This is a genomic window from Clostridioides sp. ES-S-0006-03 (assembly GCF_020662275.1).
GTDB lineage: Bacteria > Bacillota > Clostridia > Peptostreptococcales > Peptostreptococcaceae > Clostridioides.
The window spans coordinates 70,607-88,590 of the sequence record NZ_JADGMM010000007.1 but is presented as its reverse complement, the minus strand read 5'-3'; the positions used below and the strand labels follow the sequence as shown (position 1 = coordinate 88,590).

Below are 17,984 nucleotides of genomic sequence, written 5' to 3'. Positions count from 1 at the left end.
AAACATAACAAAACTTCATAAATAAAATATTATTCACACTTGTCCATTTATATTTAACTCAACAAGTTTTGTTAGAGTATGTACTGACACAAAGTCATATCTTGAGACATTTATGTATTCAATTTTTATATTAAATTTCTCTTCCATTTTTCTTATTACACTGAAACAATTATGATCATTTAAACCAACTCTATTACTAAACAAATTATAATCATATATATCTTCACTCTTATTATCTATTTTTAATACTTCTTTCAAAGTTTCCTTTACACTTTTTAAAATATAATTATTACTGTCATATGGTTCAACTTTATTATCATAATATCTTTTACTTGATAATAAGTCACTCTCAGACCATCTATTTTTTAATGCTAAAGATTCAAGTTCTTCACTCAAACCTTCCAATTCTATTTTGGGATATTTTTACATAACCTTAGCTGTTTTTCCTGTTAATCTAGCTGTAGCTTGGCTGTTGCTTTTCCCAAATAATTGATATGAGTTATTTAAACTACAACTTAAATAAGAATTGTTGTCTATTACACATTGTATGTCATAATCCTTATTGTACCAAAATGAATCCTTTAATATAAATGACATTTCTCCAATTATATTTTCTTTTAAATAGTCATGTTTAATATCTATTCCAGTATCTAATATTGCTACTTTCACTCTGCTCATTGTAAAATCACCTATTCTTTTATTTTCCCATCAATTATAGAAATAACTCTATCTGAAATTTTGGCAATATTATTATCATGAGTTACAAGAAGTAATGTTTTATTAAGCCTTTTAGTAGACATCTTTAAAAGATCTATAACTATATCGCTATTTTTACTGTCTAGATTTCCTGTAGGTTCATCTGCTAATATAATGCTTGGAGATGTAGATAATGCTCGTCCTATAGCAACTCTTTGCTGTTGACCCCCAGATAACTGACTTGGAAGGGATTTCCTCTTATCTTTAAGCCCAAGCATATCTATTAATTCGTTTATATAATTCTCATCAACTTTTTCTTTTCCCATTAACAGTGGAAGTTTAATATTTTCTTCAACTGTAAGTATTGGGATTAGATTATACTGTTGAAATACAAAACCAATTTTTTTCCTTCTATATTCTGACATAGTTATATCTGAAAATATATTTATATCCTTATTATCAACAATTATTTTTCCAGAAGTAGCTCTCTCAATACCTCCTAATAAATAAAGCAATGTGCTTTTTCCACTTCCACTTGGACCCATTATTGATACAAATTCGCCTTTATCAATTTCAATATTTATATTTCTTAGAACTTCAACTCTTGATTCCTTTCTCCCATATATCTTGCACAAGTCTATTGTTTTTAATATATTCATTTTTCCTCCTGTAACTTTATTCTACTCCATTTATACATTCAACCACACGTTTGCTTTTAATTTGCTTGAATTGCAAATGAGCAGTTACAGCTCCTATAATTATATTTACTGCTGTAATTAATATATAATCCCAATATAGTAGGCTAAATTCTATTCCTAAACTTGATACTCCACTATTGAGATATATTCTTTTCTGCAAAATACATGATAATATAACAGTAACTAAACTTGACAATACTCCATAAGATATACCTTCATATACTATCATTTTATTTAAAATCTTTTGATTTGCTCCTATTGCTATTAATATTCCAAATTCATTGATTCTTGAGATTATGCTATATCCTATATTATTTATCACATTTATAATAGTAATTATAAAAATTATAAATACTATTCCTGTATTATAAATTTTGATTTTTTTATTTAATATCTCAACATCTTGTTTCTGCTTCACTATATTTGTCAATATTATTCTTTTAGCATTTGATTTTGATATGATTCTTGATATTTTATCTTCTATATTTTTATCATCTGCTCCTCTATCTAAGTTGATATTAACAGAATAATAATCATTTATACCTGTGCTAGCTTTAAATGTTTCTTGGTCGACAATAACATCCACGCTATTACTAGTTGTATTATACGCTTCATGCATATAATCATATGATACTATAGCTCCAACTTTAAATTGTTTATATACATATTCTGAATCGTAATCAGTTAATTTATAATACTTATCATCTATAATATTATCTTTCCTAAATTTTATACTAATTTCGTCACCAGGTTTTATATCTACAACACTTTTTCCATTTACTTGTGGAACAGGATTTTTTCCATTTATTTGAGGGATATATACAATAGCCAAATTATTTTCTTTAATTTTATTTATATCTATATTTCCTTCTATAATATAATCTTTCAATCTATTAAGAGCATTATCATTATATCCTCTAAAGTTGTTCTTTAAAATAGTCTCTTTTCTTAATTTATCATTCATCAAATACTCTTTTTTAGGAGTATCTTTATTATAATAATTTAAATCATTAAAATAATCCTTATTCAAAATTTTTATATTATTCATTATTAACTTTGAATATGTAACTTGAGATGACTCTATATTTTTTACACCTTCAATTTTTTCTATCTCTTCTAAAATACTTTCATTTATTCCACTACTCTTATTATCATTGTATATATTCATCATAAAATCAGAATTCATATGTAAATTAGAAAAATAAACTGGATATCTCTTCTCTTTTAGATACCCATTATAGTTCAATAGAACAAACATAGTTCCACAAATACACATAGAAAGGATTATCATAAAAAAAGTTTTTTTATTTCTAAATATATTTTTAAGCGAAATTGCCTTAGAAAATTCTACAAACCTATTAAAGAAACTAAAACTAACAAAATTTCTTTCAAATACATTATCATTGCTTCTTTTTATCAAACTTATAATAGTATTGTTCATAATATTCCTACAAGTTAAAAAAGCTATTAATATTATAATAACTCCAATTGATAAGATTGATAAAATTATTATGTCTGCTGGAAAAATCAAGCCTATTTTTATGATTTCACCATTTAATATAAATTTTGTATTTATATTTTCACCTAATTTATAAAAAATTTTAGCTCCTAAATATCCTGTTATTATACCTATAGGTATCGAAATAAAATATAAAATTCTTAGTTCTTGTAATATAACTTTAAACATGCCATTTCTATTAGTTCCTATTGCTCTTAATACACCATATTCTCCCATTCTGTTATATATAGATATATTGAATATTCCATATATAACAATTCCACATATTAAACTTACTACTAAAACTATTTTAAACTTATTATAAATTTCTTTATTTTCTGATGTTTCTAAACCTATTAAATCATTATGAGGTCTGATATTTTCCTTAGGGATAGAATTTTCTTTTGCTATTTTATTTATTTCATTGTTTATATCAATATTATTTTTAAATGCTATATATGTATTTATTTTATCCATATTATACAAATCAAGTGGTAACATTAGTTCCATATTAGCAATTGCCTTATGACTCTCTCTATCTTTAATAATACCAACTATCTTGAATTTTTCTTTTTTAAATCCTTTTTTATCATCTTTAACTTTCAACTCAATTTCTTGATTAATGTCAGGTTTAATACTTAAATTTTTCAATACCCAACTTTCAGCAATCATTTCATTTTTTTTATTTGGAAATCTTCCTTTTATTATTTCGGAGTCGCTTTTTATATAATCTTCGTTTACTAAAGTGAGCTCGACTAATTGCTTTTCTTCTTTTGATGTTGAAGCATTGTATACTTTCAAACCCATGTTAGCTATATTAGCTTTATCTTCAATCCTTTTAATCTGTTTTTTATTCAAATCACTAAATATAACATGATAAATTCCTTGAGTATACCTCATATTTTGTATTTCTGCATATCTTGTTGTCTCTAATAAACTTCCGATACCAACAATGAGAGCTATAGAAAGTATCATGCTTAATACTATTGATATAGATCTTTTTCTATACATTTTTATATATTTTTTACTTAAATTAAAACAATCTTTATTCATTCAGCATCATGTCCTCCTTATGTCTCATATAATTAATATCATTTAAAATATGCTGGTTTATCGTCAGCTGTACAGTCATCCCAACAAGGTGCATAATAATTACCATCTGGATCTGCTTGTGTTGAGCAATCTCTACTTTGAGATAAAACTTCTACCTCTTGTTTGTCCTGTATTTTTTCTACCTTTAACATATACATTTCCCCCTTTTATAAATCTATAATTTATCTTAAAATACTATGTGTATTTCAAAATCATAGCTATCAAATTTATCTATATAAAGATATTTTTTATATTAAATTTATATCTCATTTTCTACATAGCACATTGCATAGGAGGTGTTAAAAGATAATCTCCTGTAATTATTTTATTAATTATCTTACATCTAGCGCCATCACAGTACTGGTATAAATCGCATCCATTACACTCTGGATTTATCTTTTTAGAATAGCTCAATATTTTTTCTAGTTTATTTTCGTCCATCCCATCCTTCAAATTCCCTATACAAAATTCATTAATACCAACTGATAAAATACAAGGATATAAGTTTCCATCAGGATCTATATCAAATCCTGACTTTCCTGCATTTTGTTTTTCTAATGTAAAAAATTTCATCTAATAAAAATTTAAATACCAAACATTCTATTACTATTGTCAAAATATCTATTTTATTGTCAGAATAAGTAATTCTCTAACATAGCGTCTCCTCCAATACATAAGATAACTTATCTTTTAATTTCTTTAATTATGCTTACTTACAGGTATATTATCACTATAAATTGAAATCACACCTTCTTTTAAATACTCAATCTGCTTTAGATTGACTAAAAAGCTTTTATGACATCTAAAAAAATTATGCGTTTCTAATTCTAGCTCCATTTTCCAATACTTTTCCTAATCTTGTAGTCCTTATATCTAGTATGTATTGTTAAATTTTTTCTATCAATTTCTATGTATGTGTTATATCATTAATAAAAATTTTATTTATTTCTCCATTATTTGTAACTACTATAAATTTTTGCAAATTCTCTCTTATCTTTTTAAGACAATTTAAAAGATAAGTCTCTAGTTCATCATCACATATAACTATTTTATACATAAAAAGTTTCTCTCCCCTTATTTCAATCTATAAACTAATCTTAATAATAATTATGCACAAATTATATATACTTTTTTAAATTTAAGTTATTCTATATCATAAATATTTTTCAAAACAAAAATGCTATCTAATAACGTTAAAAATTTAAGTATCCATTTAAATTTTTTGCTTAATGTTAAAAATATAGCATCTTATCTTTTATACATAATTTTAAATTTTTTTATTAATCTTCTTCATAAAACCTTTCATATTTACTAAAACAATCAAGACATACTTTTTTTGTATTTTGAATTCTTATATATTGCTCAGGTGCAAACTCTCCACACACTTCACATTTAAGAGACTTAAATATTCTTGCCTTTTCTGGAAGTCTTAATTTTGTGTCTGTAATTTCAAATATATCTTCAAATTCACTTTCCAATAAGTATTTTTTATACCCTTCTCTATCCATATCAAATGGTTTTGACTTTACATATATTCTTATAGACTTTCCATTTTCCCTATTAAAAAAATGGTATACTGATTTCCCTGTCATTCTAAGCAGCAAATTCCCTTTACCCATTGTACAACTTAATACAACTTGTATACCATCTATTCCACATGCATCATTTTCAGAAATACATACAATTTCCTCATCTCCTGATTGTTTACATCCTAAATATTCTCTTGCTGCAAGTGCTGCTTTAAATCCTATAGCTAAACCTGGACATTCATGACCATGAAATTCAATTGCTTTTTTCCATAATTCCTCCACAAAACTCACGCTCCCTAATATTATTTATTTGCATACATTATTTAAACTTTTATCCTAATATTTTAAAAAGCCAGATGATTTAATATTAAATCTTCTGACTTTCTCAATACTCTTCATAGTTACTTATTATTAATATATTTAAGTTGTCTACTTTCCTTCTTTCATCAAATATGATAAAGTAAATAAGCTTTCTGTTAGGTTTACATTTTCAACTATAACACCTTTCGGAACTTCTAAATCTAATGGTGCAAAATTCCATACACCTTTTATTCCAGCTTTTACAACTCTATTAATAACTTCTTGTGCTCCATTTTTAGGTATACATAATACAGCAATATCTATATCATTGTTTTTTATAAACTCTTCTAAAGTGTCTGAATCTAACACTTCAAATTCTCTTATCTTTAAACCTATCATTCTAGGATTTGCATCAAATAAAGCTTTTATCTCGAATCCAGCTTTTCTAAATCCTGCATAATTGGCTATAGCTTGTCCTAAGTTACCTGCTCCTACAAGAACTGCATTATATGGTCGGTCTAATCCAAGTATTTTACCTATCTCAGTATGAAGGGCCTCTACATTATAACCATACCCTTGTTGTCCAAATCCACCAAAGTTGTTCAAATCTTGTCTTATTTGAGAAGCAGTAAAACCTATTATATCACTCAATTCTTTAGAAGATATTCTTTGTATATCCCTATCTAATAAGTCTCCAAGATATCTATGATATTTTGGGAGCCTTCTTATAACTGCCATTGATATATTTTTATTTCCCAACATTTTCACCTCCTAAAAGTGTCCTCTTTTTTGTTTGATTCACAATAAAATATTTCTTTTTCAAAACTAATACATATAACCTTGATTATATTATATCAAAACATTATAATTTTAGATAGTTCAAGGAGGTAGAAATTTATGATTGTTTTGTCATGTAACAACTTAAATAAAAGTTTTGGTATAGATTCTATATTGGAAAATATTAGTTTTACAGTAAATGAAGGCGATAAAATTGGTATAATTGGCATTAATGGTACTGGAAAAACTACTTTATTTAAAATAATATCAGGAATTTATGGCTATGATAGTGGAGATATTTACACTTCTAAAGATTGTGAAATCGGATATTTAGAACAAAATACCAATTTTTATTCGGATAATACCATTTTAGAAGAAGTGTTGGAAGTTTTTAAAGATTTGATAGATATGGAGTCCTATTTAAGAGAATTGGAAGTTAAAATATCTGAGGAAAGCACAAAAACAAACTCTCCAATTTTAGAAAAAATCATGGATGAATATTCACATAAGTTGGAATTATTTTCAGATTTAAATGGATATGGATATAAGTCTGAAGCTAAGGGAGTTTTAAAAGGATTAGGATTTAGTGACAATGATATGGATAAACCAATAAGTATACTTTCTGGTGGTGAAAAAACTAGGGTTCTTTTAGGAAAATTACTTCTTAAAAAACCAACTTTATTATTACTTGACGAGCCTACTAACCACTTAGATTCTGAAGCAATAGAATGGTTAGAAGTATTTTTAAAACAATACAAAGGTACTGTTATGCTAATATCTCATGATAGATATTTCTTAGACCAAGCTGTAAATAGAATTTTTGAAATTCACAATAAAAGACTTAGAGTATATAATGGTAACTATTCTAAATTTGTTGAACTGTCTAAAATAGAAAAAGAACTAGAACTAAAAAAATTCGAAGACCAACAAAAAGAAATAAAAAAACAAGAAGAATCTATTGAAAGACTAAAAGCGTATGGTCGGGAAAAGCACCTAAAACGTGCAAGAAGCAAAGAAAAAGCATTGGATAAAGTGGATGTTTTAGATAAGCCTGAAGCTTATAGAAAAAAAGCTCGTATACAATTTACTCCATCTGTTCAAAGTGGGAATGATGTCCTTCAAATTAGAGACGTCTCTATGGGATATGGAAAAAGAATACTTTTTAAAGATTTAAACTTAGACATATATAGAGGAGAAAAAGTTGCTCTTATAGGTGCAAATGGCATTGGTAAGTCTACATTATTTAAAATAATAACTAATGAGCTACAACCTATTAATGGTAATATTAAATTTGGAACTAATGTCCATGTTTCTTACTTCCATCAGGAACAAAAAACTCTTAATTTGGATAACACTATAATTGATGAAATTTGGGAAAACAATAATCATCTTACTCAAACCACTTTAAGAAATATGTTAGGAGCATTTTTATTTGTTGATGAAGAAGTTTTCAAGAAAATTTCTACATTAAGTGGTGGAGAAAGAGCTAGAGTGGCTATACTTAAACTTATATTATCAAATGCAAATTTCTTATTGTTAGATGAGCCTACTAACCATCTAGATATTGATTCTAAAGAGGTTCTTGAGGAAGCATTAACTAATTATGATGGTACTATATTTACAATATCACATGATAGATATTTTCTAAATACTGTTGTAGATAAGATTCTTGTTTTAGATGAAGATGGAGTTACTGAATATTTAGGTAACTATGATTATTATATTGATAAGAAAAGACAAGTTCAAGAAATGAGTATTGTTGAAGAGAAAGAAGAAAAAACAAGGACTCAAATAAAAGATGAAAAAAGAAAAGAAAGAGAACAAAGAGAATCAGAAAAGAAAAATAGAATAAAAAGGCAAAGTATAGAAAAAGAAATTGAAAAACTAGAACTTAAAATTGAAGAATTAGATGTGCTATTGTGTCAAGAAGAAGTATACTCTAATCCTGAGAAAGCTAAAGAAGTCAGTCAAGAAAAAATCAGTTTAGAAAATGACCTTTCCTCTCTATATGATGAGTGGGAAGAGTTTATGTAAAAAGGAGAGGATTATTTGCAAGCATTGTTTTCTTTAAAGGATGAAAATAAAAGGTTTTACAAGATACTTCTATCTTTATGTATACCTATTATCATACAAAACTTAATTTCTACATCTGTAAATGTAATAGATACAGTTATGATAAGTAGTTTAGGTGAAGTATCTGTAGCTTCAGTTGGAGTTGCAAACCAATTTTTCTTTCTTTTTAATATGTCTCTGTCTGGTATTACAGGCGGGGCTGGAGTTTTTATTTCACAGTTTTATGGAAAAAAAGATATTAGTAATATAAGAAAGGTTACAGGTCTTACCTGTATATTAGCACTTGCTTTAAGCTTTGTATTTGTTATCCCTGCTCTACTAACACCAAAACCAATAATACACATATTTTCTTATGATTCAGAGGTTGTAAGACTTTGTATAGACTATTTTAGTATTGCAGTATTTAGTTATCCATTGATAGCTATAAGTACAGTGTTTAGTACTGGTTCTAGAGGTGTTAGGAATCCTAAGTTGGGTATGATTTGCAGTGCATTTGCTCTTGTAACAAATGTTATTTTAAATTATGGATTTATATTTGGTAATTTAGGGCTTCCTGCATTAGGCGTAAAAGGAGCTGCTTTAGCAACTGTAATTGCAAGAATATGCGAATTAATTTTAATGCTTACTTATGTGTATTTTTATAAAAAAGACTATATATTAAAATTTGGGTTGAAAAATCTAAAGGCTATCGATAAGATTTTTATCAAATCTTTTTCATCAAAGAGTTTCCCTATATTTGTAAATGACTCTGCATGGGCAGTTGGAACTGTCCTGTATTCTGTTGCTTATTCAAGAGCAGGTACATCTGCTATAGCAGCAAGTCAAATAGCAACTAGTACAGGTAACTTCTTTATAATGACTGCTGTATGTATTGCATCTGGTGCATCTATTATGCTTGGTAATGAACTTGGTGCTGACCATATCAAAAGAGCCATTGAATATGCTAAGAAATTTTCTATACTAGTGTTTTTAGCTGGTTTAATACTTGGAGTTATTTTAATTTTAAATATCCCATTATTATTAAAGATGTTCAGTGTTTCTGATAGCTTGTCTTCTGATATAACTAAAATATTTTTTATAATGGGTATACTAATGGCTCTAAAATCATTTAATACATTAATTATAATTGGTATTTTGAGAAGTGGTGGAGATACTAAATATGCTCTATTTTTAGAATTAGGATGTATGTGGTTAGCTTCACTTCCTTTAACTTTTATAGCTGCATTTAAAGGTGCACCTATATTCATCCTTGTTCTACTCACTTACAGTGAAGAAGTTGTAAAATTTATATTTGGGGTACCTAGAGCATTATCTAAAAAATGGGCTATTAACATAGTTAAGGAAATTGATTAATAACAATAGTGTATTTTAGTAGTATATAATACTTTAAAATAGTATCACTGAAAACAGCTAAATTATTTCTAGTTTTCAGTGAAGCTATTTTTTATTTTTTATATAAATTATTATATTATATTTTAATTAAATAATAATAATATTAATAACTATTTATCTTCTAAAAATTCCTTTACTTCAAAGGCTAATCTATGTAATTTATCATAATTCAAAACTTCATATGTGCTATCTATTTTTTTAATTATACCCTTTTCAATTAAATTCAATAGGGAGTGGTATCTACTCTTTCTACTGATTGAATAAATTTCACTAAAATTACGAATATGCTTTGCTTTACATATACTATGCTCTTGTTTTTTTAAGATACAATAAGCAATAACTTCCGTACAAGAAAATAATTCTCTTACCATTCTAGTTTTGTACAACTCATATATTCTTCTTGTACATTTACTGTGAAATAATTCAATAAAATCTCTTTTAAGATATAACTCATCAAATACATCTTTTTTAAATCTAAATAATCTTATATTAGTTTTTGCAAATATATCACATTTCAAGTTATGTTCATATATATAACTAATTTTACCTATAAATTCATTTTCTGGTACAATATCAACAAGAAATTTATTTCCTCCTCTAGTGGAACATTCTACTAATGCAACTCCCTCTATTATAAAAAAGACTTCTTGCAAATCTTCATCTGATGCTACAAATCTTTGCCCTTTTTTATATTCAACAATGGATACTTGATTTAAATTATTTTTAATAATTGGGTATATGCTCGTCTCTTCTGCTTTCATTAAATTCTCCTTTTATGATATATTGTATAAAATATTCTATTTATATATTTTAATTTAGATTAATTTTTAACAAAAGATAATATAACAATTAAATTAATCTTGACAAATCTATTCTACTCAAGCAGAATAAACTTATACATATATATTTTCATATATTATTTATTTTAATATAATTCTATATTTATGAAATTGTATTATCAATAGAATTTGTTAAAATAAATTTTTTAGATGTATATTATAATTTAATCGAATAGAAATGAAAAATATACATACATTTTGAATTTTAAGCAACAATTAGGGGGATTTGGTGACAAGATTTAATTATAAGGAAGAAGGTTTCTATGTATGATTCTCAAAAAATCATATCTAGGCACCTTCTTTTTTGTATAAAACGCTATTAAATTTAAAAGGTTAGATATAAAGTTATTGATGTCATATAAAAAAGATATTAAAATTAAATTATTTTATAGTATTAATAATGTTTAATAGTTTAAGTATTAATATTATATAAGTTTTGTACAATTTTAGATACAATAAGATATATTGATTATGGAAATAACCTTCCTGTAAATATTATTAAAAACTATTTATTATATAAATAAGGAGAAATCAATGAAAAAATCAGTAGCTTTGATAAATGATAGCAGAAAAGATTTAATAGATTTTTTGGAAAATAACTTAAAGTTAGTTTTTGGAGATTACATAAAAATTAACAGATACTTTATAGATGAAATAAATAATGATGATATTATAAATGATGATGTAATATTGGTAATGTCTGTAGAAAGATTAGACAAAATTATAAATAATATATTAGACAAGAAAAAAGTTATTGTAATAAGAAGAACTTTTAAGGAAGATAAAGTATATGATTTATTATCCTTACCACAAGGTACAAATGCTTTAATTGTAAATGATTCTGATGAAACTACTTTAGAGACTATAAGCTTATTTTATAAGATTGGAGTAACTAATATTAGACCAGTTCCATATATGAACGAAAATAATTATAAAGATATAAAGATAGCTATAACTCCAGGAGTTCCAGAAAAAGTCCCTAGTTCTATCTCAGATATTTTTGATTTAGGTCATAGATATATAGATATTTCTACCTTTATAGAAATAATAAACTTATTACAAATAGACTCAAAAGAAATACAGTCTAATCTGGTTAAATACTCAGAAGAAATAATAAGTTTAGACACAGGTATAAAAGATAAATATAAAGAACTGTTTTTAAAGATAGAAGAATTAGATACAATATTGAACTTATCAAAAGATGGAATATTATTTACTTCAAAAGATGGTGTAATAAATACATATAATAGTAAAGTAAAAGACATCTTAAACATAAAAGAGGATATCTATGGTAAATATATTCAAGAAGTGTTTATAGATAGTTTAAAGGTTTTATTAAATGAAAAAGAGATATTGGACAAGGTTATTATATTTGATAAAAAGTATATAAATGTAAATAAAAAAAACATATACAATAAAGATGAAAAAATGGGTACATATTACAGTTTACAAGAAATAACATACATAAAAAAGCTGGAACAAAATTTAACTAAAAAATTAAGAGAAAAAGGGCAAATAGCGAAATATACATTCAAAGATATAAAAACAAATAGCCCAAAGATGCTTGAATGCATAGATTTAGCTAAAAAAGTTTCTAAATCTGATTTAAGTATACTTATTAGAGGTGAAAGTGGAACTGGTAAAGAACTCATAGCCCAATCTATACACAATAATTCAACTAGAAAAAATCAGCCATTTATAGCAGTAAATTGCGCAGCTGTTCCTGAAAACTTACTAGAAAGTCAGTTATTTGGATATGATAAAGGTACTTTTACTGGGGGTCTAAAAGAAGGAAAACAGGGATTATTTGAATTAGCAAATAATGGAACTATATTCTTAGATGAAATTGGAGACATGCCCTTAGAACTACAAACAAAGCTACTTAGAGTTCTCCAATAAAAACAAATAATGCCTGTTGGTTCTCATAATATAATTAACATAGATGTTAGAATCATATCGGCTACTAATAAAAACCTAGAACAAATGATTGATAATAGTAGATTTAGAGAGGATTTATATTATAGATTAAATACAATTCCAATAAATATACCTCCTTTAAGGGAGAGAAAAGAAGATATCTTAATTATTATGGAAGATTTAATTAATAAAAAGTTATTGATTACACCAGAGGCAAAAGAACTTATACAAAACTATAAATGGAAAGGTAATATAAGAGAACTCCAAAATGTAACATCTTACTTAAATATTATGTGTGATGATATTGTACTTGAAAAGGACTTACCTCCAAACTTAAGGACTTTAGATAATAAGAATTCCCCATTAAAACTAAAGTATAATAAAAATGATATTTTAAATATACTAGAAGTATTGATTTTAAATAAAGAATCAGATGTTGGTATTGGTAGAGGACTAATTTTGCAAAGATTACTAGATAAAAATATTCAAATTACTGAAGGGAAAATAAAAAAAATATTTGAATATCTAAAAAAAGAAGAATTTATAATTTGTAATTCGGGAAGATATGGAAGTAAAATAACTCAAAAAGGAGAAATCTTTTATAGTAAATTAAAGTATGAAACTCTATAAGTTTATCAACTATTAAATAAAAAATCTATTAGGGAATAGTTTGTCTCCTTAGTAGATTTTTTTGTTTGCTAAATACATCAAAATTATAGTCTATTTTTATCTAATTAATAGGAATTAATAGGAATAGGATAAATAACAATTTTCCTATTTTTTTTATAAATACTCATATATAGTGCAATCTTTATCTAAAACAAAATTTTTTACTGAAAATTGCAATATAATATTTATTTTTCATACTTTCCATACAATATAATGATTTTTTTTATTCAATATTTTTATAAAAAACAAAATTCTTAAGTAAAAAAACATGGCATAATAATTGCTTAACTATATTAACAAGACAATAAAAAGTAATTGGAGGAATAAAAATGCAACCAGCTTTAAAATTAAAAAATCAAGTTAAAGAATTGGAAAAAGATTTTGTAATAGAAAGTTGTAATTCTATAAAACCTTGGTTAATAGATGTTAGAAGAGAATTACATAGAATACCAGAATTAGCTCTTGAGGAAAATCTTACAAAACAAAAAGTCATTTCTTATTTAAAAGAAATAGGAATTGATTATATGGAATTTACAAAACACAATGGAATTATGGCATACATTTTAAAAGAAAATGCAGATAAAACTATTTGTATAAGAGCAGATATGGATGCGCTTCCTATAGAAGAAGAAAACGATATACCTTATAAATCAATACATAATGGAAAAATGCACGCTTGTGGTCATGATGCGCATACAACAATGTTACTTGGAGCATGCAAAGTACTTTATTCAATGAAAGATAATCTAAATGTAAATGTAAAATTTTTATTTCAACCAGCAGAAGAAGGTTTTGGTGGAGCAAAGTTCTTGGTTGAGGATGGGTGTTTAGAAAACCCTAAAGCTGATTATATATTTGGGCTTCATGTCATGCCACACATTAAAACAGGATTTATTGAAACGAAATACGACACATTAAATGCAAGTGTTGATACTATAGAAATAAGTGTTAAGGGTAAAAGAGCTCATGGTGCGTATCCTGAAAATGGTATTGATGCAATAGTCACAGCTTCACAAATTGTTACATCACTACAAACCATAATAAGTAGAAACCTAGAACCAAATAATGCTGCAGTTTTGACTATAGGCAAAATATATGGTGGTGATGCACATAATGTAATATGTGAAGATGTAAAATTAGAGGGTACATTGAGAACTTTAAATAGCGAGACAAGAGATTTTGTAATTAATAAGATTACTAAAATTGTTGAAGATACAGCATCTGCATTTGGATGTATTGGAACATTACACGTGAGCGATGAAAATTACCCTGCTGTTATAAATGAAAGGGAATTAGTAGATACTGTTATTTCAAGTACTAAGGAATTACTTGGAGAAGAAAAATTTATACTGAGAGCAAACCCTTCATTAGGTGGTGAAGATTTTTCTTTTTATACAGAACATTGCAAAGGAGCATTCTTCCATTTAGGGTGCAAAAACGAGGAAAAAGGACTGACTTCACCTCTTCATACCTCTAAATTTAATGTAGATGAGGATTGTCTTCCAATAGGAGTTATGATGCATGTAATGAATACTTTATATTTTAATTAATATGGTAATTAATAAAAGAATAGGAGATAAATTAATATGGAAAAAGCTAAAAAATTAGGGTTATTTAGTATGATATTATTAGGAATTAATAGTATCATAGGTTCAGGTATATTCTTACTACCAGGTAAAGTTTACAATCTAGCGAGCCAAAATAGTATATTTATATATATTTTTGCTACACTTCTGGTTCTATCAATACTTTTATGTTTTGCAGAGGCTGGAAGTATGTTTGACAAAAATGGAGGTGCATATTTATACTCCAAAAAGGCATTTGGTGATTTTATAGGTTTTGAAGTTGGTACAATGTCTTGGGTTATTAGAATCATATCATGGTCTACACTAGCAGTAGGATTTGCAACAGCTTTAGGTGCATTTTGGCCAGAAGCTGCTACTGAATATAAAGGATATATCGCAGTGGCATTAGTAACATTACTTTCAATAAACAGCTTATTTGGAATTAAAAGTACAAAGATAATGAATAATGTAATAACCATAGCTAAATTAGTACCATTAATAGTTTTTGTAATAGTAGGAATATTCTTTATAAAATTTGGTAATGTTGTTCCTTCAGGCAATGTTGTAAATTCTAGTATAGGACCAGCTATAATATTAGTATTTTACGCGTTTACTGGATTTGAATCATTTGTTGTAGCAAGTGGAGAAATGGATAATCCTAAAAAAAATCTTCCAATAGCATTAATAACTACAATATTTATATGTGCAATAATTTATATCTTAATTCAAGTTGTCTGTATGGGTATACTTGGAGACAAATTATTTGAAAATAGTATTCCAATCGCAGACGCTTCAAGCGTATTTTTAGGCAATTATGGTAAAGTATTTATATCTGTAGCAACATTAATATCTATATTTGGAATAAATATAGGTTCTTCAATAGTAACTCCCAAGTGTGGTTCTGCTCTAGCAGAAGAAGGCTCTCTTCCAGCATTTATAGGAAAAACAAATAAATATGATGCTCCATATGTAGCAATAATAATATCTTTAATCTTCTGCATACCACTTGTATTAACTGGAAGTTTTGAACAGCTTGCAGTAATGAGTGTAATTGCCAGATTTGCTCAATACATACCAACTTGTTTAGCAGTAATAGTTTTAAGAAAAAGAGCAGATATCCAGGCTTCATTTAAAATTCCTTTTGGCCCTGTTATACCAACAGTAGCTATATTAGGTAGTATATGGTTGTTACAACAAGCTTGGGTTGAAGATATGTCAAAACCTATAACTCAAAATAGAGTTTTGATAGGATTAGGAGCAATGTTATTGATAGCACCTTTATATGTACTTATGAAAAAAAACAAAAAAATTGAATGTGAGTGCAAAGATAAGTCAGAAGATTCAAAATTATATGTTCCAAGAGAAAAAATTCAGTAATATTTTATAGATTGCTTGACATTCTTTTTTATTTAAAATCTATAGAAAAAGTTAATAAAGACCTAAACTTTATTATTTACACAAAGTTTAGGCCTTTATTTTTTCTAATAAGTAACATATATCAAATACTATAATCAAACATCAAAATTCAAACAAGTTTCAGGTTCATCTTCTATTTTTGCTATTTTAAACTTACATGCAATTAATGCTAGAGATACCAATGGATTTATGATATTTAATAATGCATATGGACCATACGTTAATGCAGATACACCTAATGTTGCTGTTATATACGCTCCACATGTATTCCATGGTACCAATGGAGAACTTAAAGTTCCACTATCTTCTAAAGCTCTTGATAACATCTTAGGATGTATACCTCTCTTTTTATATTCCTTATTATACATTCTTCCTGGTATAACTATAGACAAGTATTGTTCTCCTGCTATTATGTTAGTAACTGTGCAAGTTACCATTGTACATAATACTGTTCCAAATACACCCTTTGCTAACCTTAGTAAAGAAGAAGCTACTGCTTCAAGCATGCCTGTTTTTTCTAAAATACCTCCAAGAGATAAGGCACATATTGTTAAAGATACAGTAGACATCATATTCATAATCCCACCTTTAGACAATAAAGCATCTACCTCTTCTACTTGTGTTGATGAAACATATCCATTTTGTGCTGCATCTAATATTACATTCATAGATTCTCCTTGGAAAACTACTGCAAACAATACTCCTAATACAGCACCTACTATAAGCCCTGGTATAGCAGGAACTTTGAATATAACCAATCCAATTACTATTGCTGGAGCTAATAATAATACTGGTGATAAAGTATTAAATGTAGAATCTAATGTAGACCTAATTAGCTCTATCTGTTTTATATCTAATGCTTGACCTGAATACTTCATTCCGATTACACCATAAATTACTAGGCAAATTAATAATGATGGTATAGTTGAATATAACATATATTTTATATGTGTAAACAAATCTGTTCCTGCCATTGCTGGTGCTAAGTTAGTCGTTTCAGATAAAGGTGATAGTTTATCTCCAAAGTAAGCTCCAGATATTATAGAACCCACTATTAATCCAGTTGGCATACCTAAACTTTGCCCAATTCCTAAAAGTGCCACGCCTACTGTACCCATTGTACTCCAAGATGACCCTGTTGCAAGAGACACTATTGAGCAGACTAATGTGGATGCTACTAAAAAAATATTTGGTGATAAAATTTTTAGTCCCCAGTAAATCATACATGGAACTACTCCACTTACTATCCAAGTTCCTATAAGCACACCTATTATAATTATGATTAAGATTGCTTGCATTGCCATCTTTATACTATTAAACATACTTAATTCTAGGTCTTTCCATTTAAATCCAAGCCTATATACAGCTACAAGGCCTGCTACTGCTGCAGCTCCTATTAGTGGTACATGAGGTGATGAGCCATACATTAATACCCCTAAACTTAAAAATAATATCAAGCAAGTAATTGGTATCATTGCATCAAACAGATTTGCTTTTCTACATTCTCGCTCTTTCATAAAATA

Annotated in this window: 16 protein-coding genes and 1 pseudogene; 5 read left to right on the top strand and 12 right to left on the bottom strand. The window is 26.9% G+C overall.

Annotated elements, in window-relative coordinates:
* Positions 1-33: 33 nt before the first annotated feature.
* The 10 genes from IR151_RS11150 to IR151_RS11105 all read right to left on the bottom strand — a co-directional run bounded on the left by IR151_RS11150 (position 34) and on the right by IR151_RS11105 (position 6,575).
* The gene (locus IR151_RS11150) at positions 34-396 is read right to left on the bottom strand and encodes a hypothetical protein (RefSeq protein ID WP_227434595.1); all 363 of its coding nucleotides are present in this window, start codon (positions 394-396) and stop codon (positions 34-36) included.
* A 27-nt stretch (positions 397-423) separates the two neighbouring features.
* Positions 424-678, bottom strand: a complete 255-nt coding sequence (locus IR151_RS11145; protein WP_227434594.1) for a S8 family serine peptidase — start codon at positions 676-678, stop codon at positions 424-426.
* A gap of 11 nt (positions 679-689) precedes the next feature.
* Positions 690-1,355 carry an ABC transporter ATP-binding protein gene (locus IR151_RS11140; RefSeq protein ID WP_227434593.1) on the bottom strand — a complete coding sequence of 222 codons (666 nt, stop codon included), beginning with the start codon at positions 1,353-1,355 and terminating at the stop codon, positions 690-692.
* A gap of 16 nt (positions 1,356-1,371) precedes the next feature.
* The gene (locus IR151_RS11135) at positions 1,372-3,945 is read right to left on the bottom strand and encodes an ABC transporter permease (protein WP_227434592.1); all 2,574 of its coding nucleotides are present in this window, start codon (positions 3,943-3,945) and stop codon (positions 1,372-1,374) included.
* Positions 3,946-3,983: 38 nt separating this feature from the next.
* Complete coding sequence (locus IR151_RS11130) at positions 3,984-4,136, bottom strand: hypothetical protein (RefSeq protein WP_227434591.1); 153 nt, start codon at positions 4,134-4,136, stop codon at positions 3,984-3,986.
* A 121-nt stretch (positions 4,137-4,257) separates the two neighbouring features.
* Complete coding sequence (locus IR151_RS11125) at positions 4,258-4,557, bottom strand: SPASM domain-containing protein (protein ID WP_227434590.1); 300 nt, start codon at positions 4,555-4,557, stop codon at positions 4,258-4,260.
* 126 nt (positions 4,558-4,683) lie between these two features.
* Complete coding sequence (locus tag IR151_RS20460) at positions 4,684-4,821, bottom strand: LytTR family transcriptional regulator DNA-binding domain-containing protein (RefSeq protein ID WP_227434589.1); 138 nt, start codon at positions 4,819-4,821, stop codon at positions 4,684-4,686.
* Between the two features lie 70 nt (positions 4,822-4,891).
* The gene (locus IR151_RS11115) at positions 4,892-5,041 is read right to left on the bottom strand and encodes a hypothetical protein (protein ID WP_227434588.1); all 150 of its coding nucleotides are present in this window, start codon (positions 5,039-5,041) and stop codon (positions 4,892-4,894) included.
* A gap of 223 nt (positions 5,042-5,264) precedes the next feature.
* A complete protein-coding gene (locus IR151_RS11110; RefSeq protein WP_413926674.1) occupies positions 5,265-5,795 on the bottom strand; it encodes an FmdE family protein in 531 nt (176 codons plus the stop codon).
* 147 nt (positions 5,796-5,942) lie between these two features.
* On the bottom strand, positions 5,943-6,575 hold the full coding sequence (locus tag IR151_RS11105) for a redox-sensing transcriptional repressor Rex (RefSeq protein WP_227434586.1): 633 nt from the start codon (positions 6,573-6,575) through the stop codon (positions 5,943-5,945).
* Between the two features lie 135 nt (positions 6,576-6,710).
* On the opposite strand from IR151_RS11105, the gene IR151_RS11100 reads away from it, so the two are divergent.
* Positions 6,711-8,624, top strand: a complete 1,914-nt coding sequence (locus IR151_RS11100) for an ABC-F family ATP-binding cassette domain-containing protein (protein WP_227434585.1) — start codon at positions 6,711-6,713, stop codon at positions 8,622-8,624.
* A 15-nt stretch (positions 8,625-8,639) separates the two neighbouring features.
* Positions 8,640-10,016 carry an MATE family efflux transporter gene (locus IR151_RS11095; RefSeq protein ID WP_227434584.1) on the top strand — a complete coding sequence of 459 codons (1,377 nt, stop codon included), beginning with the start codon at positions 8,640-8,642 and terminating at the stop codon, positions 10,014-10,016.
* 149 nt (positions 10,017-10,165) lie between these two features.
* Here the strand turns inward: IR151_RS11095 and IR151_RS11090 are convergent, their stop codons facing one another.
* Positions 10,166-10,816, bottom strand: a complete 651-nt coding sequence (locus IR151_RS11090) for a Crp/Fnr family transcriptional regulator (protein WP_227434583.1) — start codon at positions 10,814-10,816, stop codon at positions 10,166-10,168.
* 612 nt (positions 10,817-11,428) lie between these two features.
* On the opposite strand from IR151_RS11090, the pseudogene IR151_RS11085 reads away from it, so the two are divergent.
* The 3 genes and pseudogenes from IR151_RS11085 to IR151_RS11075 all read left to right on the top strand — a co-directional run bounded on the left by IR151_RS11085 (position 11,429) and on the right by IR151_RS11075 (position 16,422).
* Positions 11,429-13,441: pseudogene (locus IR151_RS11085) on the top strand (sigma-54 interaction domain-containing protein).
* Between the two features lie 368 nt (positions 13,442-13,809).
* Entirely contained in the window at positions 13,810-15,030 is a 1,221-nt protein-coding gene (locus IR151_RS11080; RefSeq protein WP_227434582.1) for a M20 metallopeptidase family protein, read from the top strand.
* Positions 15,031-15,066: 36 nt separating this feature from the next.
* A complete protein-coding gene (locus IR151_RS11075) occupies positions 15,067-16,422 on the top strand; it encodes an APC family permease (RefSeq protein ID WP_227434581.1) in 1,356 nt (451 codons plus the stop codon).
* A 134-nt stretch (positions 16,423-16,556) separates the two neighbouring features.
* Here the strand turns inward: IR151_RS11075 and nhaC are convergent, their stop codons facing one another.
* On the bottom strand, positions 16,557-17,978 hold the full coding sequence (nhaC, locus tag IR151_RS11070) for a Na+/H+ antiporter NhaC (protein ID WP_227434580.1): 1,422 nt from the start codon (positions 17,976-17,978) through the stop codon (positions 16,557-16,559).
* Positions 17,979-17,984 lie beyond the last annotated feature (6 nt).